26 protein-coding genes and 2 pseudogenes are annotated in these 19,750 nt (G+C 71.3%); 21 read left to right on the top strand and 7 right to left on the bottom strand.

What is annotated here, in order from left to right:
* Positions 1–80 precede the first annotated feature (80 nt).
* From GLX30_RS34085 to GLX30_RS34060, 6 genes are all read left to right on the top strand, one after another.
* Positions 81–1,046, top strand: a complete 966-nt coding sequence (locus GLX30_RS34085; RefSeq protein ID WP_244258387.1) for an alpha/beta fold hydrolase — start codon at positions 81–83, stop codon at positions 1,044–1,046.
* A 232-nt stretch (positions 1,047–1,278) separates the two neighbouring features.
* On the top strand, positions 1,279–1,887 hold the full coding sequence (locus tag GLX30_RS34080) for a TetR/AcrR family transcriptional regulator (RefSeq protein WP_244258386.1): 609 nt from the start codon (positions 1,279–1,281) through the stop codon (positions 1,885–1,887).
* 47 nt (positions 1,888–1,934) lie between these two features.
* Complete coding sequence (locus tag GLX30_RS34075; RefSeq protein WP_159694748.1) at positions 1,935–2,606, top strand: enoyl-CoA hydratase-related protein; 672 nt, start codon at positions 1,935–1,937, stop codon at positions 2,604–2,606.
* 104 nt (positions 2,607–2,710) lie between these two features.
* Complete coding sequence (locus tag GLX30_RS34070; RefSeq protein ID WP_159694747.1) at positions 2,711–3,841, top strand: hypothetical protein; 1,131 nt, start codon at positions 2,711–2,713, stop codon at positions 3,839–3,841.
* 208 nt (positions 3,842–4,049) lie between these two features.
* Positions 4,050–4,613 (top strand): GNAT family N-acetyltransferase, encoded by a 564-nt coding sequence (locus tag GLX30_RS34065; RefSeq protein ID WP_159694746.1) that lies wholly within the window; start codon positions 4,050–4,052, stop codon positions 4,611–4,613.
* 67 nt (positions 4,614–4,680) lie between these two features.
* Positions 4,681–5,217 carry a GNAT family N-acetyltransferase gene (locus GLX30_RS34060; RefSeq protein WP_159694745.1) on the top strand — a complete coding sequence of 179 codons (537 nt, stop codon included), beginning with the start codon at positions 4,681–4,683 and terminating at the stop codon, positions 5,215–5,217.
* 87 nt (positions 5,218–5,304) lie between these two features.
* Here GLX30_RS34060 and GLX30_RS34055 read toward each other — a convergent pair whose 3' ends face one another.
* Positions 5,305–5,916, bottom strand: a complete 612-nt coding sequence (locus GLX30_RS34055; protein WP_159694744.1) for a CAP domain-containing protein — start codon at positions 5,914–5,916, stop codon at positions 5,305–5,307.
* A gap of 302 nt (positions 5,917–6,218) precedes the next feature.
* Between GLX30_RS34055 and GLX30_RS34050 the strand changes: the two genes are divergently transcribed.
* The gene (locus GLX30_RS34050; protein WP_159694743.1) at positions 6,219–6,410 is read left to right on the top strand and encodes a DUF6381 family protein; all 192 of its coding nucleotides are present in this window, start codon (positions 6,219–6,221) and stop codon (positions 6,408–6,410) included.
* A gap of 256 nt (positions 6,411–6,666) precedes the next feature.
* On the opposite strand, the gene GLX30_RS34045 is transcribed toward GLX30_RS34050, so the two are convergent.
* Entirely contained in the window at positions 6,667–7,269 is a 603-nt protein-coding gene (locus GLX30_RS34045; protein WP_159694742.1) for a hypothetical protein, read from the bottom strand.
* Between the two features lie 179 nt (positions 7,270–7,448).
* Here GLX30_RS34045 and GLX30_RS34040 point away from each other — a divergent pair, with 179 nt between their 5' ends.
* On the top strand, positions 7,449–8,843 hold the full coding sequence (locus tag GLX30_RS34040) for a helix-turn-helix transcriptional regulator (protein WP_244258385.1): 1,395 nt from the start codon (positions 7,449–7,451) through the stop codon (positions 8,841–8,843).
* Here GLX30_RS34040 and GLX30_RS34035 read toward each other — a convergent pair.
* From GLX30_RS34035 to GLX30_RS34025, 3 genes are read right to left on the bottom strand one after another with little or no spacing between them, the layout of a single operon-like run.
* On the bottom strand, positions 8,792–9,529 hold the full coding sequence (locus GLX30_RS34035; protein ID WP_159694741.1) for a DUF3618 domain-containing protein: 738 nt from the start codon (positions 9,527–9,529) through the stop codon (positions 8,792–8,794). The two genes, GLX30_RS34040 and GLX30_RS34035, sit on opposite strands and share 52 nt — an antisense overlap.
* On the bottom strand, positions 9,505–10,008 hold the full coding sequence (locus GLX30_RS34030) for a phage holin family protein (protein ID WP_208545536.1): 504 nt from the start codon (positions 10,006–10,008) through the stop codon (positions 9,505–9,507). Before GLX30_RS34030 ends, GLX30_RS34035 begins: the two co-directional genes overlap by 25 nt.
* Positions 10,009–10,011: 3 nt before the next feature.
* Entirely contained in the window at positions 10,012–10,779 is a 768-nt protein-coding gene (locus GLX30_RS34025) for a hypothetical protein (protein ID WP_208545535.1), read from the bottom strand.
* A gap of 279 nt (positions 10,780–11,058) precedes the next feature.
* Here GLX30_RS34025 and GLX30_RS34020 point away from each other — a divergent pair, with 279 nt between their 5' ends.
* The 9 genes from GLX30_RS34020 to GLX30_RS33980 all read left to right on the top strand — a co-directional run bounded on the left by GLX30_RS34020 (position 11,059) and on the right by GLX30_RS33980 (position 15,856).
* The gene (locus GLX30_RS34020) at positions 11,059–11,436 is read left to right on the top strand and encodes a gas vesicle protein (protein WP_159694740.1); all 378 of its coding nucleotides are present in this window, start codon (positions 11,059–11,061) and stop codon (positions 11,434–11,436) included.
* 106 nt (positions 11,437–11,542) lie between these two features.
* Positions 11,543–11,974 (top strand): gas vesicle structural protein GvpA, encoded by a 432-nt coding sequence (locus GLX30_RS34015; protein WP_159694739.1) that lies wholly within the window; start codon positions 11,543–11,545, stop codon positions 11,972–11,974.
* Positions 11,971–12,690, top strand: a complete 720-nt coding sequence (locus tag GLX30_RS34010) for a GvpL/GvpF family gas vesicle protein (protein ID WP_159694738.1) — start codon at positions 11,971–11,973, stop codon at positions 12,688–12,690. The genes GLX30_RS34015 and GLX30_RS34010 overlap by 4 nt, the downstream gene beginning before the upstream one ends.
* Before the next feature lie 3 nt (positions 12,691–12,693).
* A complete protein-coding gene (locus tag GLX30_RS34005) occupies positions 12,694–12,930 on the top strand; it encodes a gas vesicle protein GvpG (protein WP_159694737.1) in 237 nt (78 codons plus the stop codon).
* Complete coding sequence (locus GLX30_RS34000; RefSeq protein WP_159694736.1) at positions 12,927–13,313, top strand: gas vesicle protein; 387 nt, start codon at positions 12,927–12,929, stop codon at positions 13,311–13,313. The genes GLX30_RS34005 and GLX30_RS34000 overlap by 4 nt, the downstream gene beginning before the upstream one ends.
* Positions 13,310–14,179, top strand: coding sequence for a GvpL/GvpF family gas vesicle protein (locus tag GLX30_RS33995; RefSeq protein ID WP_208545534.1), 870 nt, complete (start codon positions 13,310–13,312; stop codon positions 14,177–14,179). Before GLX30_RS34000 ends, GLX30_RS33995 begins: the two co-directional genes overlap by 4 nt.
* Positions 14,176–14,400, top strand: coding sequence for a gas vesicle protein (locus tag GLX30_RS33990; RefSeq protein ID WP_159694735.1), 225 nt, complete (start codon positions 14,176–14,178; stop codon positions 14,398–14,400). The genes GLX30_RS33995 and GLX30_RS33990 overlap by 4 nt, the downstream gene beginning before the upstream one ends.
* Entirely contained in the window at positions 14,397–14,705 is a 309-nt protein-coding gene (locus GLX30_RS33985; RefSeq protein WP_159694734.1) for a gas vesicle protein K, read from the top strand. The genes GLX30_RS33990 and GLX30_RS33985 overlap by 4 nt, the downstream gene beginning before the upstream one ends.
* 101 nt (positions 14,706–14,806) lie before the next feature.
* Positions 14,807–15,856: an NAD(P)/FAD-dependent oxidoreductase gene (locus tag GLX30_RS33980; protein ID WP_159694733.1), complete on the top strand. Its 1,050-nt coding sequence runs from the start codon at positions 14,807–14,809 to the stop codon at positions 15,854–15,856.
* Between the two features lie 51 nt (positions 15,857–15,907).
* Here GLX30_RS33980 and GLX30_RS33975 read toward each other — a convergent pair whose 3' ends face one another.
* Together GLX30_RS33975 and GLX30_RS33970 are read right to left on the bottom strand one after the other, a co-directional pair.
* A complete protein-coding gene (locus tag GLX30_RS33975) occupies positions 15,908–16,498 on the bottom strand; it encodes a hypothetical protein (protein WP_159694732.1) in 591 nt (196 codons plus the stop codon).
* A 142-nt stretch (positions 16,499–16,640) separates the two neighbouring features.
* Positions 16,641–17,365 (bottom strand): annotated as a pseudogene (locus tag GLX30_RS33970) (UdgX family uracil-DNA binding protein).
* Between the two features lie 154 nt (positions 17,366–17,519).
* On the opposite strand from GLX30_RS33970, the gene GLX30_RS33965 reads away from it, so the two are divergent.
* From GLX30_RS33965 to GLX30_RS33950, 4 genes and pseudogenes are all read left to right on the top strand, one after another.
* On the top strand, positions 17,520–17,858 hold the full coding sequence (locus tag GLX30_RS33965) for a DUF3140 domain-containing protein (protein ID WP_159694731.1): 339 nt from the start codon (positions 17,520–17,522) through the stop codon (positions 17,856–17,858).
* A gap of 71 nt (positions 17,859–17,929) precedes the next feature.
* Positions 17,930–18,160, top strand: coding sequence for a DUF6480 family protein (locus GLX30_RS33960; RefSeq protein WP_159694730.1), 231 nt, complete (start codon positions 17,930–17,932; stop codon positions 18,158–18,160).
* An 81-nt stretch (positions 18,161–18,241) separates the two neighbouring features.
* A pseudogene (locus GLX30_RS33955) lies at positions 18,242–18,729 on the top strand (DUF5709 domain-containing protein).
* Positions 18,730–18,833: 104 nt separating this feature from the next.
* Positions 18,834–19,484, top strand: coding sequence for a phosphoribosyltransferase family protein (locus GLX30_RS33950; RefSeq protein WP_159694729.1), 651 nt, complete (start codon positions 18,834–18,836; stop codon positions 19,482–19,484).
* The last annotated feature ends 266 nt before the right edge of the window (positions 19,485–19,750 follow it).

Here is a 19,750-nt window from a genome sequence, read left to right as displayed (position 1 = left end):
GGGACGCCCTGACCGCCTTGTCCGTCGCCGGTCCCATGAGACCGGCGGACGGCAGGTGCCACCGAAAGGGCATCCACATCGTGAGCACATCCACTTCCGCCGGCGCCGACACGCGGGGCACGCCCGTCCCGGTGCTGTCCTTCAGCCCCGTAGTCCTGTCCGTGCCCGGACGTCCCGTGGACCTCCACATGCGCGTCTCCGCGCCCGCTACCGGATCCGGTCTCCCCGTCCTCCTCCTGTCCCACGGTCACGGCCCCTCGAACAACCTCTCGTCGCTCAACGGCTACGCCCCCCTCGCCAACTTCTGGGCCGCCCACGGGTTCGTCGTCGTCCAGCCCACCCACCTCACCTCCCGGACACTGAGCCACCTGGTCGCCGACGCACCCGGTGCACCGGACTTCTGGCGCTCCCGCGCCGAGGACATGACGCACATCCTCGACCGGCTCGACGTGATCGAGCGCACCGTGCCGCAACTCGCGGGACGGATCGACCCCACCAAGGTCGCCCTCGCCGGACACTCGCTCGGCGGCTTCACCGCCGCCCTCCTGCTGGGCGCCGGGATCACCGACCCCGGCACCGGGAACGTGGCGCACCTCCTCGAGCCCCGGATCAAAGCCGGCGTCCTGCTCGCCGCGCCCGGCAGAGGTGGCGAAGTCCTCAACGGGCCCATGGCCGAGCAGTGGCCGATCATCGGGGCCGTCGACTTCTCCACCATGACCACACCCGCGCTGGTCGTCGCCGGCGACAAGGACGACTCCCGACACTTCACCGACATGGGCCCGAGCTGGCACGCCGATCCCTACACCTTGGCCCCCGGCCCCAAGACCCTGCTCACCCTGTTCGACGCCGAGCACGGACTCGGCGGGATCGCCGGATACGACGCAGCCGAGACCACGGACGAGAACCCTGAACGAGTCACCGCCCTCGCCCGGCTCACCGCGGCCTACCTCCGCACCCGGCTTCACCCCGACACCCCTGCGTGGCGGACCGCGTGCGAGGCGCTGACGACCGGCCCCGGGGCAGTAGGACGAGTCGAATCCAAGTAGGCCCCGGTGAGGAGTACGTACACGGCACCGCCCCCGCCTTGTCGGTAGGCCGCCCGGGGCGGCGACCGCTCATGCGTCGACCCCGACACGGTTTCGATGCAGGTGAGCTGTCTCGTCTGCCCGGTCATCTTCCCGGCTTCCAGCTCTTGCATGTTCTATGGCACAGCCCATAAGTTACCGACAGGTAACCCGCTGGGCGGGTCACCTCCTCATCCGGAAGGTGGTGGGCGGGTTGAGTCCGCGCAGAAGTGACAGCCGTGAGCGGATGATCCTCAGCGCTGCTGCTCTGCTGCGTGAGTACGGGGCGGGCGGGACCAGCGTCGACCGGGTGCTCGCACACAGCGGAGCTCCTCGGGGCTCCGTGTATCACCACTTCCCCGGCGGGCGGGCGCAGCTCATCGACGAGGCGGTGGCGCTGGCGGGAGACTTCATCGCGGGTCTGATCGATGCCGCCATGCAGGCGGATGATCCGGTGGAGGCCGTCGACGCGTTCTTCGTGCTGTGGCGCGACCGGCTTGTGGAGAGCGGCTTTCGGGCCGGCTGCCCGATCGTGGCGGTGGCGGTCGAGACCAACGACGACGCACCCCAGCTTGCCCGTTCCGCCGCCGCTGTCTTCGCCCGCTGGCAGGAGGCCCTCGCGGCCCTCTTCTTTCGGCACGGCCTGACCGAGGAACGCAGCCGCCGGCTCGGCGCCTTCGTCATCGCCGCGGTCGAAGGTGCGGTGATCATGTGCCGGGCCGAGCAGAGCACCGCCCCGATCGAAGCGGCCGCCGCCGAGATCCACAACCTGCTCCTCCATACCCTGCGTGACCGCCCCGGTGCCGAGCCCGGGCCCCGGTAGTAGTCCGCAGCCACCTGCCCCAGTCAGCTCAGCTCGAAGGAGTCACCATGCCCTCGCTCGACCGTCAGGACAACGTCTTCGTCCTCGACCTCGGGGACGGAGAGAACCGCTTCCATCCCGACTGGATCACCGCCGTCAGCGCCGCGCTCGACGAGGTGGAGAAGGCCGAAGGCCCCCGCGCCCTGGTCACCGTCGCCACCGGCAAGTTCTACTCCAACGGGCTCGACCTGGACTGGCTGTTCGCCCACGCCGACCAGCACCAGGACTACGTCGTCTCCGTCCATGAACTGTTCGCGCGGATGCTATCGCTGCCCATCGTCACGGTGGCCGCACTGCAGGGGCACACCTTCGCCGCCGGCGCGATGTTCTCCCTCGCCCACGACTTCCGCGTGATGCGCACCGACCGCGGCTACTGGTGCCTGCCCGAAGCGGACATCAACATCCCCTTCACCCCCGGCATGGCGGCACTCATCCAGTCCCGGCTGGCGCCGCAGACCGCGCACGAGGCCATGCTCACCGCCCGCCGCTACGGCGGCGCCGACGCCGCCGCGGTCGGCATCGTCGACCAGGCGGTCGGCGAGGACGCCGTGCGCTCCACCGCGATCGAGATCGCCCGGGCGCAGGTGAACAAGGCCGGAGACACCCTCGGCACCATCAAGGCCCGCATGTACGCCCCGGCCCTGGCCACCCTGCGCGACACCGCCGCCCCGCTCGGCTGACCAGCTCCTCACCGACAGCACGCCCCGCGTCCCGGGCTCGCCCCGGGGCGCGGGTCCGCCCCACGGACCGCGACGGCCCACAGCGCCTCGATTACCCTGCGGCGATGACGATTCGGCAGGTCTCGGACGACGGCAACGGTGACAGAGACGGTGCCTGGGCCGCACTCTTCGAAGCGTTCACCCCCTCCCCAGGCATCGCCGGGGCGTGGCTGTGGGGTCTGGGTCTCAATAGAGCCGCACCGGCAGAGGTGTTGATCCGTATCCTCGACGCCGGGAGGGCGGATTTCCTGTTCCGTAAGGACCTTCCTCCCGGTGTCCTCGACGCAGCAGTCGTCCATCCGGTGAGACGTGTCTGGGGCACCGCCGCGGAATCCGGGAACCTTTCGCCCACACAGTGGGGCCGGCTCCTCGCTGCCACCGCCGACCTGCCGGTCCATGGGCTTCTGGCGGAATTGGCAGCCGAAAAGTCCGCGGACCGGCGACCGTACGCCGGCGTCGGCATCGGACGTCCGCCGCACCCCGAGTCGCAACCGCCCTCGACGCCGACCGAGATCGCCGCGATGGCCGACGCGGTTCCGGCGACAGCTCCGGACGACCGTACGTACGCCTTGTGGTGGATCGCCGCGCTCCACAACGACCCGGACGCCATGCGGCTGCTCGCCTCGTACCCCAACCTCTGGATCCGCCGCAGCGTGGCCCGCGCCCGGCGCCTGCCGCAGGACGTCGTGCGACTCCTCGCCCACGACGAGGACCGCGTTGTGCGCCTCTTCCTCTCCGAGTCCTGCGACGACGCACCGGCGGATCTGCTCCTCGATGTGTGGAGCTGGTGGTCCGGCAGCCTCTCGTTCCCCGGCCGCCCCCGCAACCATCCCAACTTCCCCCGCAGCGGCCTGCTTCGCCACGCTGACTCGCCGCAGCCGCGCATGCGACTTCTCGCGCTCGACGACCCCGCGTCGACCGGCGCCCTCGTCGAGCAGCTCAGCCACGATCCTGACCCTTGCGTGCGCGGGCGAGCGGCCGAGGATGTGCGCCTGTCACCCGAATCCGCAGCGAGGCTGACCGACGATGCCGACCACGCTGTCCGTCGCCTCGCCCGGAAACACCCGGCCCTGCCACGGGCGAACGTGGTGCCCTTGCTCCTCGACGAACACAGCGCCAAGGACACCGCCGAGAATCCGGCGATCCCGGCCACTGTCATGCGCCGCATGGTCGCTCTCGCCGCCGCACACGCCTGACCCTCTGCGCCGGTCGGGCCCGGCAGGCATGCGGCCCGCCAACGCCTTCCCCGCGGTGACGACCCGCGAAGGGGTGCGGCTTCGTCGCCGCCCCGCCCGACAGAGCCTGAACAACTCGATCCGCCGCAAAGCCGTGAGGGGGAAGGCGTACTTGAGGCCGACATACCCAAGTGCCCGTTCGGAGCACTCGGACCGGGATACTCCGACCATGGATTCCGGGGTGATGGGGAACGTGACACGCTCGAACGTACCGGTGCCGGTGACGGTGCCCGGATGTACGACGTCGGCGCACGGTGCGGGATGGTTGCTGCGCCCCGCGGTGGCAGCGGACGTGGAGGTGATCGCGGAGTTGCGGGCCACGGTCATGCGGGCGGACCTGGAACGCCTCGGCCGCTACGACGAGCACCGGGTGCGGCAGCGGTTGCGGGATTCCTTCTCGACACGGCACACGTCGGCCATCATGATCGAGGGCGAACTCGCGGGATGCGTCACGGTCCGGCCCGCCGAAGGCAGGCAGTGGCTGGAGCACTTCTACCTCGCTCCGCATCGGCAGGGCCGAGGCCTGGGATCCGCCGTCCTGCGCACGCTGCTGGAACGGACCGACGCCCAAGGCATGACCGTGGCTTTGAACGTCTTGCAGGGCAGTGCTGCCCGCCGACTGTACGAGCGCCACGGATTCGACGTCGAGGCCCAGGACCCGGTCGACGTCTTCATGGTGCGCCCGCCGGGGTCCCGCACCGGCCCCGTGATCGCCCCGCCGACGGAGCTCTGACCGACCACCGGCAGAACCGCGAAGGGGGCACAGACCTCGATCTCGGACCGAGTCGTAAGCTTCCGCCGTGAACGACGACACCACGACACACGGCATACGGATCAGACCGGGCAGCCCGGCCGACGCACCGGCCGTTCTGGACATGCTCGACTCCGCGGTGGCCTGGATGAACGATCGCGGCAACACCGAGCAGTGGGGCACGACTCCGTACTCACAGACGCCCGACGGCGTGGAGCGGGTCGAGCGGTACACGACCGAGAACGCCCCGTACATCGCGGAGTTGGACGGGACCCCCGTCGGAGCCGTGGTGCTGGACTCTGCGCCCAGTCCGCAGATGCCGATCGCGCCGGCCGAGGAACCCGAGCGGTACGTCCGGCTGCTGGTCTCCGACCGACGGCACGCCGGTCTGGGCATCGGGGCGGCGCTGCTGGCCCATGCGGCCGAGGAGACCCGGCGGGCGGGCGTGGAACTGCTGCGGGTCGACTGCTGGGCCGGCGGCGGGGGCGAACTGGTCGCCTTCTACGAGCGCAACGGCTTCACCTCCACGGACCGATTCCAGGTGGGAGCGTGGCCGGGCCAGGTGCTGGCCCAGCGGGTCCGCTGACGGCCTGGCAGTGCACCGGCGGCCAAGGGCAGCGGCACGCCTGGTCCGAGGAGCTCGCCCGCTCGTCGGACCGGGCCGGCCCGGTCGCTACCGAGCACCTCGGCGGGTCCCCAGATCCTGCACCCACCAGGGGCCGCCGGGCCCGAGGTTGACTCCCAGGCCCATGTCCTTGAAGCGGCAGTCCAGGATGTTTTCGCGGTGCTCGGGGCTGCGCAGCCAGTCGGCCACCACGGTCGAGGGGTCCGTGGGGCCGCGGTGGATGTTCTCGGCCCATCGGCTCCAGTTGTAGCCGGCGGAGGTCATGCGCTTTCCGCCGTCGCGGCCGTCCGGGCCGACGTGGGCGTAGTAGTCGTGGGCTGCCATGTCGTCGGCGTGGACACGCGCGGCATGCTCCAACTGGGGATCCACCGTCAGCCGGGAGCAACCCGCCTTGTCACGTTCCGCGTTGATCAGGGCGGTGATCCGCGCGGCCCCGCTGCCGAGCGCCCGCCCGGCGGCGGGCGGCAGCGGGGCCGCGGTGTTGCCGGTGGCCCGGCCGGCGTCGCCGGGATCGGTGGAGCCGCGAGTTCCGGTGCCGCCCGTTCCCGCCGACACCATGAACGCCGCCGCGGCCGCGGCGACGAGCAGGGCAGTGCCTGCCGCCAGAGCCAGGACGAGGCGAAACGAGCGTGGTCGGCCTGCCTTCGGGCGGAATTGCATGGGAGCCTCTCCTTCCACGGCATGGCATGACGTCGACGCGACGGCCGGACCGCGAGCCCCGGAGCGGGACCGCGGAGCACGCCGGCCGAAGACGACATTCGGGGAAACCTCGCAGCGGCGAGGCTTTCACAAACGGACCGGGCCGCCCGGCCCACGCGCCCGTGTCGGGCACATCGAGGGATGTGCCGGGCGTCGTTGAACTGCGCCGGTCACAGCGGGTGACGCTTCGGGATGCGGTTGCCGGCCCGCGCTGGTTCGCTGGTCGGGCCCGCTCTTCCGAGTTACCGCAAGGAGCGATGATCATGAGCGTTGAAGGTGAGTCCGGCGGCCGTGCCCGTCAGATGCGCGAGAAGGCGCAGGAGCTGAAGCAGGCCGCGGAGCGCGCGTCGGATCCCCAGGAGCGTCAGCGCCTGGAGGAGAAGGCCAAGCGGCTGCAGTCGCAGAGCGAGCAGGAGAGCAGCATGGGCGGCGGCGACATCTACCCGCCGCAGTAACCGGCACAGCAGACGGCCTCGACGCTGCCCGGCCGGGCGGTCCTTCACGGACCGACCGGCCGGGCAGCGTCTTGTGACCTCACCGACCGCTCGCCGGGCAGGAACCCGGCGAAGGGCAGCTGCGGGTCTGCGGCTTGCCGCGAGGGAGACCGGGCCTGGTCGGTCACTGTCGTCACTGGGCCGGCCCCCGCCCCCGTGGTGCGGGGGCCGGCCCAGGGTCGGGGGGCGGCCGGCGGGACCGCGGCCGTGTGCGGGGTCAGTAGAGCTTGGCGACAGCGGCCGCAGTCGTCTTCTTGAAGCCCGCCAGTGGTGCCCCGTCGAGGTCGCCCAGCTGGCTCCACTCGACGACGGTAACCGCGCGGCCGTCCCGGCCGACCGAGTACAAGGCGATGTCCGTGGAGCCGACCTCGGGGTGGGAGGTGTCGATGCTGTAGACGTGTGCGCCCTCCTCGATGTCGATGCCGCCGTGGTAGAAGGCCTCGCCCTCCAGTCCGGGGTCCTCGGCCTTCAGCCGGTCCAGGCAGGCCTCGATCGAGGAGCGGAGCTTCTCGGCGAGCGCCTTCGCCTTGGCAGTGGTGGACGCGACGGTGGTCGTCTGGCGGGCAGTCGTGTCCAGCTCGGTGCGGAAGTCGCGGTACCGGGTCGAGGACTTCGGCGTGACGCCCGCCGTGCACATCGAACTCACCTCCGGCAGTCCGTTTCGGACCGGGTCGGCATGCCAGGGAGTGCTGGAGGCGGGCAGTTGCGCGGCCGAGAGGAAAGCCGGCAGCGGGCCGGCAGCGGCGCCGGCCGTGGTGAACGGGACGGCGGCCACGGCCATGGCCGTCGCGGTGACGGCGGCGAAGCGGATGCGGTTCATGGATGTTCTTCCCCCAGTCGTTCTGTGGCTGATCGACCGCCAGACTGGGTTCCGGGAGAGGCACTTGCAAGGACCGAAGCCCGTTCGGGAACGGTGGAACCATTCCACCCCCGATGACGTGGCCTTTGTCGAGCGGGGTGAAACGCCTCCTGAAACGGCCGGCACGGGAGGAGCGCGTGATGGAAGCCCCGATGGACGACCCGGCGGAGGCGACCGAGGCGTTCGCCCGGAAGCTGAGCGAGCTGCGGGAGCGATCCGGCCGGACCTACGGTTCGCTGGCACGCCGGGTGGGAGTCGGCGCGTCGACACTCCACCGGTACTGCTCCGGGCGGACCGTTCCGATGGAGTTCGCTCCTGTCGAGCGGCTGGCGAGGTTCTGCGGGTGCGGGGGCGAGGAGCTGGTGGCACTGCACCGGCTGTGGGTACTGGCCGACGCCGCGCGCGGCACACGTCAGGAGCGAACGGCACAAGCGGCACCGGACGCCGGCGGTTCCGCGCTCCAGGAACGGCGCGCCGAGCAAGACGAACAGGAGCAGGAGGAGCAGCCGGCCGTACGGAAGTCGCCGGCATCGGAGTCGGAGCAGCTCGTCGCGGTGCCACCGTCCGCGAGGTCACGCAGCCGCCGCCAGGCCTACGCCGCCGCCTTCGGGGCCGCTGTCGTCGTTCTCGCGCTCGTCCTCGGGTTCGGAGGGTTCACCTTCGGCCCCGGCAAGCAGCGTCCGACCACGGCGGAGGGAGAAGACGGCGGGCCGGTCCCGCTCCGCTCGGCGGACGCGTGGCCGACGTCCGTCTCGCCGTCCGGGCAGTCCCCGTCGGCGTCGCCGGCGACGTCCGGAACGGTCTCCCCGGTTCCTGGCTCACACGGGAAGCCGCAGGGGTCCGGGCCGGGCTCCGTGCCGACCGGCGCGGACGCGCCGTCGCCGCCCGCGCAACCCGCCGGTGCACCGTTCACCTGGGTCACGGGCGGTCACGTCTGGCGGCATGGATGCGGCCACGAGTACTTCGTCGACCGGTCCCCGGCGGACGTCCCGCCGCCGCCCGTCGAGGCGGATGCCGAGCAGTGGTCGCGTGCGCTCGGAGCCGGGCACGCGGGCGAGACCCGGGTCCGCATCACTGTTCAGGGCAAGGGCCCCGAAGCGGTGGTTCTCGAATCGGTCCAGGTCCGTGTGGCGGCGCGCCGGGCGCCGGAGCGGCACGACGTGTACCGGATGGACTCGGGCTGCGGCGGTTCCCTCACTCCCCGGATGTTCGACGTCGACCTCGACAGGTCACGCCCGGTTGCCCGCTCGGTGGCGGGCAACGACGCCGGTGAGCCGATCCCGGCGGTGTCGTTCCCGTACCGTGTCTCCGCCTCGGACCCTGAGTTGCTGCTGGTCACCGGACGGACCGTCACGTGCGACTGCGAGTGGTACCTGCAGCTGCGGTGGTCCAGCGGCGGACGCACGGGCACCGTACGGATCGACGACGGAGGCCGGCCGTTCCGTACGAGTGCCCTGGCTGACGGTGCGGTTCACGAGTACGACTACGGCTCGCGTCGCTGGGTTCCTTCCGTGCCCGCCTCGCGCAGGCCCTGAGCCGTGTCCTGCCCTGCGCCGCGTGCGTCCTCCTTCGTGGTCTGTGCCGCGCCCTGTGCCGCGCTCTTGACTGCCTCGACGGCTTCGTTGGCCGGTCCTCGCAGCCCTTCCTGCACCTCGTGGGCGGTCTGCTTGACCGGTTCGAGGAGCTCGCCGGAGTGCTCCTTCAGTTGCTCGCCGACACGTTCCTCCGCCTTGGACGCCGGCAGGAACGCCGCTGCCAGCATTCCTGCGCCGAAGGCGATGACACCGGCCGCGAGGGGGCTTCCCTGGGTCTGTTCCCTCATGCGGGCGGGCGTGTGCTGAGCGGCGCTGCCGAGATGACCGGCCGTGCCCTTCGCCTTGCCGGCCTTCTCCTTCGCCCGCTCGGCGGTGTCCTTGGCCTTTCCGGCCGCCGTGTCCCTGGCCCTGCCGGCGGTGTCCTTCGCCTTCTCGCCGACCTGCCCCGCGCTCTGTCCGGCGGTGCCCGCGACATCGTGCGCCGTGGAGGACAGGTTGCTCCTGGTGTCCTTGGCCGAGCCCATCACGTGCTCCTTGATCCCCCTGAGTCGGTTCTGAGCGGAATGCGCCTTCCGGTGGGCGACCCTGCGGGGTACCACCCTCTCGGCAAGGAGGTCCACATTGCGCGCCAGGTGGGCGCGCGTATGTTCCACCTCGCTCCTCAGCTCGTCGGGTTGCGTGCCCATCGGGCGTCCTCCTTCAGGGTTTCCAGGGTCTGTTCCGGTTTGAGGTTCACGTGCCGCATCTGTTTGCGGCCCCGTACGAAGAGCACCGCGCCCACCACGGCCCAGACGGCGGTCACGATGAGCGCCGCCCATGCCCAGTCCATGAGGTTGGCCAGGGCGAACACCGCGGTCAGACTGCCCAGTAGGAGGACGAGATGCCCGGCGTAACCGGCGCCGGCGAACATGCCGGCGGCCTTGCCCGCCTTCGTGGTCTCCTCCTTGATCTCCGCCTTCGCCAGTTCGATCTCCTCGCGGACCAGGAGTGACAGGTCCTTGCTGATCTCTCCGACCAGCTCGCCGACCGACGGTTCCTCTCCCGGCTGGACGGCCATCGGTTCGACGACCCGTCCCGGGTCCGTGCGGCGTTCTTCCGTCCGGCGGTCCATGTCCGTCCGGCGCCTCGTGGTGGGCGGCGCCTGATCCGTGTAGATGGTGGCCACGACTCAACTCCCTTGCGCCGGCGGATTCCCGTCCTCGTCCCGGCTGCGGGGGTACGCGGGCGGAGTGTGCGGGGCCGCCACCGGCCCAGGAGGCTCGCCGGAGCCGTAGCCGGGCGTGTAGTGCGGTGGCTGTGACTGGCCGTAGGTGTCCAGGGGATCCGGTTGACCGAGTCCGGCCCGGGACGATTCGGACAGGGCGTCGGTGTCCGCGCCGCCCGCCGTGAGGCTTTCGTCGCCGTACCGGCCTTCGGAGCCGCCGTTATAGGATCCTCCGGCGCTCATGCCCTTGCCGGCGCGTGCGACGGCGAAGCCGGCGAGCGCCGCTCCGGCGAGGAACACACCGGGCTTGCGCCTGGCGAAGTTCTGCAGGTCGCCGAGCAGACCCTCGGGGCCCCTGCTCTCGATCCGGGACGCCACTTGGTCGCCGCCCTTGGCTATCTGGCGTACCGCACCGGCGACGCCGGATTCCGATCGGGCGTTCCTGCTCATCTCCATCAGGTCGTCGGACACCCGGTGGAGACCGGCGGCCAGGCTGTGGGTCCGGGACTGCGCCTGCTCACGGAGCTGGACACGCACCTGGCCCGCCAGGTCCTTGGCCTGGGAACGGGCCTCGCCCGCCACCCCCGCCGCCTGCTGCTTGGCGGTGCCTGCGACGCCGGAGGCGTTCTCCTTGACCACCTGGGCGCCCTGCGCCGTCCTGTCCTGTACTGCGCTCGCTGCTGCCGCGGCCTTGTTCTGGTCCCTGCGGTCGGGGCCGTCGATGTCAGTCAAGACTCCTCCTGCGTCACACGATGCGGATCTTACGTTCGTGCGGGTACCCCTCGGCCGCCATTGCATTGGGATATTTCGCCATGAAAATCTACGAAAGCCTCAGAGCCGCAGAAACGTGCGTAAACGACTGGAGGCTCGCCCTTCTGGCGATCCCGTCCCGACCGCCGTTCCGCACGTTCGGCACCGCCCTGATCGGCGCTCATGCGTCGTTTCCCGGGAGGGCAACCCCCATGGGGGTTTGGAAGCGGCAGGGCCGGATACCCGCTGTCTGAGGCAACTATGGGACGAACTTCAGAGAACACAGCGGATACAGAGAAGGCATCGGACACCAAGAGCGCGGAAGGCGCTGAGAAGTCGCAAGCGAGCAGTTCGGACCGGGAACGGGGCGGCAGACCCCTCCGGGCGGTGGAGGTGCTCCGCGCAGCGGGGGCCCAACTGGCAGAGCTGACAGGAATGACCGCGGAAACCGTGTCGTCGTTCTCCCGGACGGAAGACGGCTGGCAGCTCGTCGTCGAAGTGCTCGAGCTTGCCCGCGTACCCGACACCGCGAGTCTCCTCGCCTCCTACGAGGTCGAGGTCGACGGTGACGGCGAACTGATCTCCTACCGGCGCACACGGCGGTACGAGCGCGGACGGGCCGATCGTCCGTCTTCCTGAGGCCGGGCACCTGCCCATGCCTCGACACTCCACCCACACACGGCCCGGCGGGCGCCGGACAGGCTCCGGGCTCCCGCACGGCCTCACACAGGGAGGGCATACAGCAATGACCGTTGTCCCGGCACAGCAGAGCTCGGGCAGCCGCGGTGGCAGCACCGGCCTGTACGACGTCCTGGAACTGATACTCGACCGAGGGCTCGTGATCGACGCCTTCGTCCGTGTGTCCCTGGTCGGCATCGAGATCCTGAAGATCGATGTGCGGGTCGTCGTGGCGAGCGTCGACACCTACCTGCGGTTCGCGGAGGCGTGCAACCGTCTCGATCTCGAATCGGGCAACAGCAAGGACCCCGGACTCCCCGACCTCGTCGGCGAGATCACCGAGTCCGGCGCCCGCGGCAAGACCCAGGGCGCCCTGTCCGGCGCCGCGCAGAGCATCTCGGACGTCTTCAGCGGCGGCCGCGACGACGAGGAGAAGGAGTCCAGGCCTCGGGCGCGGCGAAGCACCAGCAGCTCGCGCCGTAAGGAGGAGCAGGAGTGAGCACGTACGTCTACGGCATCGCCCGCAACTCCCCCGCTCTGGAACGCGCCTCCCGCACCCCCGGGGTGGGAGACCCGCCGCGGCCGGTGCGTGTGCTGAGCCACGGTCGGATCGCCGCCCTGGTCAGTGACGTGACCGAGGAACTCAGGCCCAAGCGCCGCGATCTGCTCGCGCATCAGAACGTCCTCACCGAGGCCGGCACCGCCGGGGCGGTGCTGCCTCTCCGGTTCGGCGGTATGTCCCCCGATGACGAGGCGGTCGCCGCCGCGCTGGCCGAGCGGGAGGAGCACTATCTGGAGCGGCTCCAAGCGGTGGACGGCAAGGACGAGTTCAACGTGAAGGCCGACCACGACGAGGAGGCGGTGCTGCACCGCGTCCTCGCCGATGACCCCGAACTGCGCGCCATGGGCCTGGCCCAACAGGCCGCCGGGGGTGGGAGTCAGCAGGACAAGATGCGGCTGGGCGAACTGATCGTCTCGGCGGTGCGGCAGCGCGAGGAACTCGACCGTACGGAGGTGCAGCGCGCGCTCGAGGGCGCTGCCGTCGACTCGGCGCCGGCGCCCGAGGGTTCCGGCCGGGTGGCGAACGTGTCGTACCTGGTGGAACGGGTGCGCGCCGACGACTTCCTGACGGCGGTGGCCGCGTTCCAGCAGGCCAACCCGCAGCTGCGGCTCCAGGTCACCGGTCCGCTGCCTCCGTACAGCTTCGTGGAGTGAGCGATGGGCCTGCTGGGAGAACTGCTGCTGCTTCCCCTCGCGCCGGTCCGCGGCACGTCGTGGGTGCTTCGGCAGGTGGTCGCGGAGGCGGAGCGTCAGTACTACGACCCCGCCGCCGTTCAACGTGAACTCGCCGAGCTCGTCGAACGGTTCGAGGCGGGCGAGATGGACGAGGCAGAGTTCGACCGGCGCGAGGACGAGCTGCTGGAGCGGCTGGCGGCGAAGGGAGGCCCACAATGACGACAGCGACCGGCCGGTATCCGAGCCCGTACGACTCCGGCGGCGGGACGGACCTCGCGGACATCCTGGAACGGGTCCTCGACAAGGGCATCGTCATCGCGGGTGACATCCGCATCAACCTGCTGGACATCGAGCTGCTCACCATCAAACTGCGGCTGATCGTCGCCTCGGTCGACAAGGCCAAGGAGATGGGGATCGACTGGTGGGAGCACGACCCCGGGCTGTCCTCCGGCGCCCGTAGCCGTGAACTTGAGAAGAGGAACGCCGAGTTGGAGCGTCGCGTGGCCGAACTGCAGGCCCTCTCGTCGCCGTCCGGCCAGGAGCCGGAGGGCGAGCGGGCCGGGACCGCCGAGCACGATCAACGGGAGCGGGACGCATCATGAACGAGCTGCTCTACGTGTACGCCGTCGCCCGGCCCTTCGAGGGGGGCGTGCCCCTCGCCGCGACGGGCGTCGGCGGCCTGCCCGCCCGCCCGGTCGAGCACGACGGCCTGGTCGCCGTGGTGAGCGAGGTGAGAGCCGAGGACTTCGAGGAGGCGCCCCTGCGTGAGCGCCTGGAGGACCTCGAATGGCTGGCCGGGACCGCCCGGGCGCACGAGTCGGTGGTCCGCGCCGTCAGCGCGGTCACGGGTGTGGTTCCGCTGCGGCTGGCGACGGTCTGCCGGGGCGAGAGCGGGGTCCGCCGCCTCCTCGACGAGGGACACCATCGCTTCACGACGAACCTCGACCGACTCGAGGGGCGTGTCGAGTGGGGCGTGAAGCTGTACGCGGAGCCCGACCATGAATCGGACCCGGCGCCCACCGCGGCCCCTGAAGCGGTACCGGGACAGGGACAGCAGACGCAGGGCGGGAACGGGGCGGCTTCGCCCGGGCGTGACTATCTCCGCCGCCGGCTGCGCAGCCGGCAGTCCCGTGAGAAGAGCTGGGCCCACGCCGACGCGCTCGCCCGTCAGCTGCACACGGAGCTTTCGCGCTGCGCGGACGGGCAGCGGCTGCACAGGCCCCAGAGCGGTCAACTGGCGCGGGCGTCCGGTGTGAACGTCCTCAACGCCGCCTTTCTCGTTCGCCGTGAGGAGAGTGACGCGTTCGTCGGGCAGGTCGAGCGGCTGACCCCGCGGAACGCGGCTGTCCGCGTGGAGCTGACCGGGCCCTGGGCGCCGTACTCGTTCGCGGATCTCTCCGATCCGCCGGACGCGCCGTCGGGCCGCCAGGAGAAGCAGGAGGCGCACGAGGGACGGGCCGGGACATGACGGTGACCGGCGGAATCGACGACACCTCACCGGCGGCCCGGCGTGAGCTGGCGCTGGTCGACCTGCTGGACCGGCTCCTCGCCGGCGGCGTGGTCCTGACCGGCGACCTCACCCTGCGGATCGCCGACGTGGACCTGGTGAGGATCGATCTGTCGGCGCTGATCAGTTCGGTCGGTCCGCGGGTGCCCTCGCCGTGGCCGGATCCGGAGGATGACCGATGAGCGCGAACGGGAACGGGACCGAGAGCCCGCGCCGCCGGGTGGAGCTCGATCCGGACACCGTGGAACGTGACCTCGCCAGGCTGGTGCTGACCGTGGTCGAGCTGCTCAGGCAGCTGATGGAGCGGCAGGCACTGCGCCGTGTGGACACCGGCGAGCTCACGGAGGACCAGGAGGAGCGCATCGGCGTGACGCTGATGCTGCTCGAGGACCGGATGGAGGTTCTGCGGGACAAGTTCGGCCTGGAGCCCGGCGATCTGAACATCGATCTCGGCCCGCTCGGTCCCCTGCTGCCGCGCGGCGAATGAGCCCGAGGCGGCCCCGCAGCGACCTCATTGCCGTTTCGGCAAGAAACTTTGCGGGACGGCATGCGGTGGGCGCAGTATCTCCTCGAACGGAGGTACACCACATGTCCACAGTTCAGACCCTTGCCGACGGCCTCGCCGCCGATGTACCCGCACGCCCGCACTACGACGTCGTGGTCGTCGGCGGTGGCGCCGCCGGCCACGGCGGAGCCCTGGCGCTGACCCGCGCCCGTCGTTCGGTGCTCGTCGTCGACTCGGGCCGGCCGCGGAACGCCCCGGCCGGCCACGTCCATTCGTACCTGACCCAGGAGGGCGTGGCGCCGCTGCAGCTCCTGGCCACGGGCCGCGACGAAGTGAGCCGCTACGGCGGCGAGTTCGTCCGGGGCAGCGTCGTCGCCGCAGAACGGCTCGCGGACGGGCGGTTCCGTCTGGTGCTCGACGGCGGGGCTGCGGTCGAGGCCGACCGCCTGCTCGTGACCACCGGACTGGTCGACGAGCTTCCCTCGGTGCCGGGCCTGGCCGAACGGTGGGGCCGCGAGGTCCTGCACTGCCCGTACTGCCACGGCTGGGAGGTGCGTGACCAGGCAATCGGCATTCTGGCGACGGGCCCCATGGCCGTCCACCAGGCCCTGATGTGGCGGCAGTGGAGCGACGACGTGACGCTCTTCCTGCACACCGGACCGGAACCGTCGGAGGAGGAGTACGAGCAGCTGGCCGCCCGCGGTATCGCCGTTGTCGAAGGCCGGGTGACGTCCGTACAGGTCACGGACGACCGGCTCAGCGGCGTGGTGCTGGAGAGCGGTCATGTGATCGCCCGGCAGGCGCTCGTGGTCGCGCCGCGGTTCACCGCACGCGCCGCGTTCCTCGCCGGGCTGGGTCTCGAGGCGAGCGAGCAGGAGGTCAACGGGGTGGTCATCGGCACCCGTGTCGCCGCCGACCCGACCGGTGCGACGGCGGTCCCCGGCGTGTGGGTGGCCGGGAACGTCGCCAACGTGACCGAGCAGGTGATCGGTGCCGCCGCCGCGGGAGTCCGCGCCGCCGGAGCGGTCAACGCGGATCTGACCGCGCAGGAGACCCGGCTGGCCGTCCAGCGTCACCGGCGTGACGGCCTCGCGGGCGCGGAGCCCGGACGTGGGGCTCCCGCAGCCCTCTGAACCCCGGGGTTCCCGCTGACGGCGGGGCAGCGCCGGCACGTGGCCGCGCGCTCACACGAACACGGTCACCGCCGCGGTCGCCGCACCCAGGCCGGCCCCCGCGACAGTCTGGGCCGCGGAGTGGTGGCCGAGCGCGACGCGGGACCAGCACACCGCCGCCACGAGGACGTACCCGGTGGTCCACCACGGTGAGTGGACGGCGGCGAGCAGAGCGGTGACGGCGGAGGCGACCGCCGAGTCGACGCTGATCTTCCAGACGGTGTTCACAGCGAGGAGGACGACGGTCATCGCCCACAGGGCGGTCATCGCGACCAGGATGCCGACGGGGGCGTCGCCGAGGACCATGACCAGGGCGCCCGCACCTATGGAGCCGAGGATCACGAAGAAGATCGGGGCGCGCGGCCGGCGGTCGACGACATGCCTGTCGCCCCAGGTGCCACGGCGGCGCTCCCGTTCGATGTACGCGGCGGGCACGATACCCGCGCACAGAGCGCCGAGCAGGCCCCACGGCAGGCCCGTCCAACTGCCTGCGGCGGCGAGACCTATACCGAGCATTCCGAGAAGCAGGACGTTGCGGGGCTGGAGGACGTCCGTGACCGTGCGGGCCGTATCGATCGTCTTCTGCGCGGCGCTGGCCGACATCCGGTTCCTTCTGGGCTACGAGGTGACCGCCGGCACCGTCCTGAGCCGGCGGCCATGATCGTATCCGTCACGCGCATCGGTCTTCTGCCCCGGCCCGGCAGCACGGGGGCCTGCGGCACCGGGCCGGACGGGAGCCCGACGCTCAGGCGGCGAGCACGTCGGCCGCCACCCGCAGGTCCGTGACCATGCCCCGGTAGGCCGCGCGGCGGTCGTCCGCGCGCAGAACCGCCGACGGGTGGATCGTGCCGACCAGGCAGCCGTGCGCGGCAGCCTCCTCGGCCGGCATCCCGTCGGCCGAGGACACGTCCGTGCGGCCGAGGGCGTCCCAGGGCGGCATCGGCAGCAGCAGGCCGCGCTGCTCGGTGATCCGGAACGAGCCGCCGAGCAGGGCCTTGCCCGCGGTGGCCCCCAGAGCCAGCACCAGTTCGGGTTCGATCACCCGCAGCTCGGCGGCCAGCCAGGGCCGGCACGCCGACATCTCCCGCAGGCTGGGCGGCTTGTGGATCCGGCGCTTCCCCCGCGCCGCGGGTTCGAACTTGAAATGCTTGACGGCATTGGTGAAGTAGGCCGACTCCTCTTCGATGCCGACTTCCTCGAGCGCCTCACGCAGCAGCCGGCCCGCCGGTCCGACGAAAGGTGCCCTTGCCGGTCCTCCTGGTCGCCCGGCTGCTCCCCCACGACGACGACGCGCGCGGACGACGGGCCGGCGCCGAACACCGTCTGGCTGGCGTTGTGGAACAGCGGGCACCCCTCGCATCCGGCCGCGGCCTTGCGCAGGGCGGGCAGGCCGCCGCGCCGCGGAAGGAAGGGGCCGGCGTCGTAGCCCCGTCCGGCTTCCTTCTTGTCCCCGTTGACGTCGACGGACACGGTCCTCGCCTCCCGTCCGGCAGGTTCGCGCTGGTGGACGGCGGGTACCCGTACTGACCGGCGGTACTCGCGCGGTTGCGCCGTCACCGTGGCGACCGGCGGCTTGTCCGCGTTTACGCATTCGGCCCAAGAACAGGTAGGGGAGGCCCGTCCCATGACGAACACCCTTGAACTCGATGCGCTCTGGGACGAGTTCCACAGCGTCGTCAACATGACTTCGCAGGAGCTGAGCGCCTGGCTGCAGATCCAGGACGCGGGTGAGGACACCGAGCCGCTGCCCGACCAGGCCGGCCCGGTCATCGGCCGCCACGTCCTGTCGATCCTCCAGAAGCGCCGCACCGATCTCACCGACGAGGACGTCCGGGTCATGTACGAGGTGGTGGACACGGTCGAGTCCGAGCGGCAGGAACAGGGGGCGACCGGGGCCGCCGACGACACCCGTCGGCGCCACCGGCTGATGAACCTCGGGCACGACCCGCTGAAGGCCGGGTGACGGCTGCCCCGCCGGTGGCAAGACCTGAAATCCGGACTGTTGATTCGGTGGATTCCGGGCACTCGCCCGGTATGAACAGTCAGCCATCTGATCCTGACCCGCGGAACACCCCAGGCCTCCGCCCCGGCGGCACCGTGCCGCCCGGTGAGACGCCACCCGGCGAGGGAAGCACCGGTTCCGAGACCGGCCCGCACGGCGACGTGTCACGCGGCTGGGCGAAGGGCCCGATGATCGCCATCGGCATCGTCGTCGTGGCCTTCGCCGCGTTCTTCCTCGCCTACGCGCTGATCATGATCCTTTGAGCGGACGTCCGTCCGCTCGGACGCCCTCGCCATGAACGGTGCGGCCGCGTGAGCCTTCGACACGTCGCAGAAAGGGACACGATGTCCGACGAAGCAGCCCAGCACGAAGAGGCCCGGGGCGACAACGTCTACCAGCCGGAGCACTCGGACGTGCAGAACCGCCCCAGCGACGACCTCGACATGCAGAACGTCATCGGCGAGCGCGGTCTCGACGACACGATGGCGGAGGGCTACTCGCCGCCGGAGCGTCCGCTGGCCGTCGGCAAGTACGGCACCACCGGCGAGGAGCAGCAGGAGGGCGAGAGCCTCGAGCAGCGTCTCGCACAGGAGCGCCCCGACGTGGAGCCACCCCGGGGCGACGGCATAGGAGACCTCGAGGACGGCGCCGGGGAGCCGGTCGACGACGAGGCCGGCGGACCCCGGGCCGGACGGCTCACCCCCGCCGAGGACCCCTCTCCCGGCGGCCGAGCGACACGGTGGCCCGTGACGTCGGCATCGACGGCGGCGCTGCCTCCGCGGAGGAGGCCGCGATGCATGTCACCGACGACGAGGACCTGGGCGAGCGCTAGCGCCCGAGCGCTGGAACCCGTCCTGCACCCGGGCCGGGCTCCAACGGCACGCGTGAAGAGCAGCCCTGTGCGGCTCCGGGCGGCAGGGCGGAAGCGAGCAAGGCATGCTGTTCCACGATCGCAGAGAGGCCGGGCGTGATCTGGCACGACGGCTCCTCGAACGCGACGAGGGGGCGCCGGCCGACCCGTTCGTGCTGGCGCTGCCGCGTGGCGGGGTACCGGTGGGCGACGAGGTCGCCCGGGCGCTGGGCGCCCCGCTCGATGTTCTGGTGGCACGGAAGATAGGCGCGCCGTACAACCCGGAGGTCGGAGTCGGCGCGCTGGCCGGCGAGGGCCCCCCGCTCTACGACGAGCGGACGCTGGCCCTGCTGGACCTGACGGCCGACAAGCTGGGCCCGCAGGTCGCCAGGGAGCGCACGGAGCTGCGCCGCCGGGAGGATCTGTACCGGGGCGGCCGTCCCGCGCCCGATGTGGCGGGCCGGACGGTCGTCGTGGTGGACGACGGCCTGGCGACCGGTGTCACGGCCCGTGCCGCCCTGCGCGCGGTGCGGGAGATGAGGCCGGGCCGGGTGATGCTGGCCGTGCCGGTGGGCTCCCCCGAGGCGGCGCAGGCGCTCACGGCCGAGGCGGACGAGGTGGTTTGCCCGCACCAGCCGCAGCCGTTCTACGCGGTGGGCCAGTGGTACGAGGAGTTCGACCAGGTCGGTGACGACGAGGTGATCACGATTCTCCGGGGGCACGCCGACGGCCGTTGACACGGAGCCCGCGGACAGACCCCGGGAGAGGTGTCGGCCGGGACGAACCTTTCGCACCCTCCCGTGAGACGTCCCCGGGGCACGCCGGCGGCTCGGAGGTTCGGTTGCCCCGGATTCCGCAAAGACCTTGGGTACGGCCACCTGCGTTGGCATGCTTGAGCAACTCGCGGCAGGGTGGGGCGTACGACCGTTCACGCCCCGCTCCGCGCGGTTCGCCCGGCTCACGGCGGAGGTGTAGAAAGACTTATGGCCGCACCACCCTCCGG

Source organism: Streptomyces sp. Tu 2975 (assembly GCF_009832925.1).
Classification (GTDB): Bacteria; Actinomycetota; Actinomycetes; order Streptomycetales; family Streptomycetaceae; genus Streptomyces.
Note: the sequence above shows the minus strand (reverse complement) of the source record. Positions and strands in the feature narration are given on the sequence as shown.

Coding starts and splice junctions, on each gene's coding strand:
- GLX30_RS34055 (WP_159694744.1), bottom strand. CDS start 5,916: ATGCAATTCCGCCCGAAGGCAGGCCGACCACGCTCGTTTCGCCTCGTC.
- GLX30_RS33975 (WP_159694732.1), bottom strand. CDS start 16,498: ATGTCGGCCAGCGCCGCGCAGAAGACGATCGATACGGCCCGCACGGTC.
- GLX30_RS34035 (WP_159694741.1), bottom strand. CDS start 9,529: ATGGGCACGCAACCCGACGAGCTGAGGAGCGAGGTGGAACATACGCGC.
- GLX30_RS34020 (WP_159694740.1), top strand. CDS start 11,059: ATGGGACGAACTTCAGAGAACACAGCGGATACAGAGAAGGCATCGGAC.
- GLX30_RS34075 (WP_159694748.1), top strand. CDS start 1,935: ATGCCCTCGCTCGACCGTCAGGACAACGTCTTCGTCCTCGACCTCGGG.
- GLX30_RS33980 (WP_159694733.1), top strand. CDS start 14,807: ATGTCCACAGTTCAGACCCTTGCCGACGGCCTCGCCGCCGATGTACCC.
- GLX30_RS33985 (WP_159694734.1), top strand. CDS start 14,397: ATGAGCGCGAACGGGAACGGGACCGAGAGCCCGCGCCGCCGGGTGGAG.
- GLX30_RS34045 (WP_159694742.1), bottom strand. CDS start 7,269: ATGAACCGCATCCGCTTCGCCGCCGTCACCGCGACGGCCATGGCCGTG.
- GLX30_RS33990 (WP_159694735.1), top strand. CDS start 14,176: ATGACGGTGACCGGCGGAATCGACGACACCTCACCGGCGGCCCGGCGT.
- GLX30_RS34065 (WP_159694746.1), top strand. CDS start 4,050: ATGGATTCCGGGGTGATGGGGAACGTGACACGCTCGAACGTACCGGTG.
- GLX30_RS34005 (WP_159694737.1), top strand. CDS start 12,694: ATGGGCCTGCTGGGAGAACTGCTGCTGCTTCCCCTCGCGCCGGTCCGC.
- GLX30_RS33995 (WP_208545534.1), top strand. CDS start 13,310: ATGAACGAGCTGCTCTACGTGTACGCCGTCGCCCGGCCCTTCGAGGGG.
- GLX30_RS33965 (WP_159694731.1), top strand. CDS start 17,520: ATGACGAACACCCTTGAACTCGATGCGCTCTGGGACGAGTTCCACAGC.
- GLX30_RS34050 (WP_159694743.1), top strand. CDS start 6,219: ATGAGCGTTGAAGGTGAGTCCGGCGGCCGTGCCCGTCAGATGCGCGAG.
- GLX30_RS33950 (WP_159694729.1), top strand. CDS start 18,834: ATGCTGTTCCACGATCGCAGAGAGGCCGGGCGTGATCTGGCACGACGG.
- GLX30_RS34015 (WP_159694739.1), top strand. CDS start 11,543: ATGACCGTTGTCCCGGCACAGCAGAGCTCGGGCAGCCGCGGTGGCAGC.
- GLX30_RS34070 (WP_159694747.1), top strand. CDS start 2,711: ATGACGATTCGGCAGGTCTCGGACGACGGCAACGGTGACAGAGACGGT.
- GLX30_RS34040 (WP_244258385.1), top strand. CDS start 7,449: ATGGAAGCCCCGATGGACGACCCGGCGGAGGCGACCGAGGCGTTCGCC.
- GLX30_RS34000 (WP_159694736.1), top strand. CDS start 12,927: ATGACGACAGCGACCGGCCGGTATCCGAGCCCGTACGACTCCGGCGGC.
- GLX30_RS33960 (WP_159694730.1), top strand. CDS start 17,930: ATGAACAGTCAGCCATCTGATCCTGACCCGCGGAACACCCCAGGCCTC.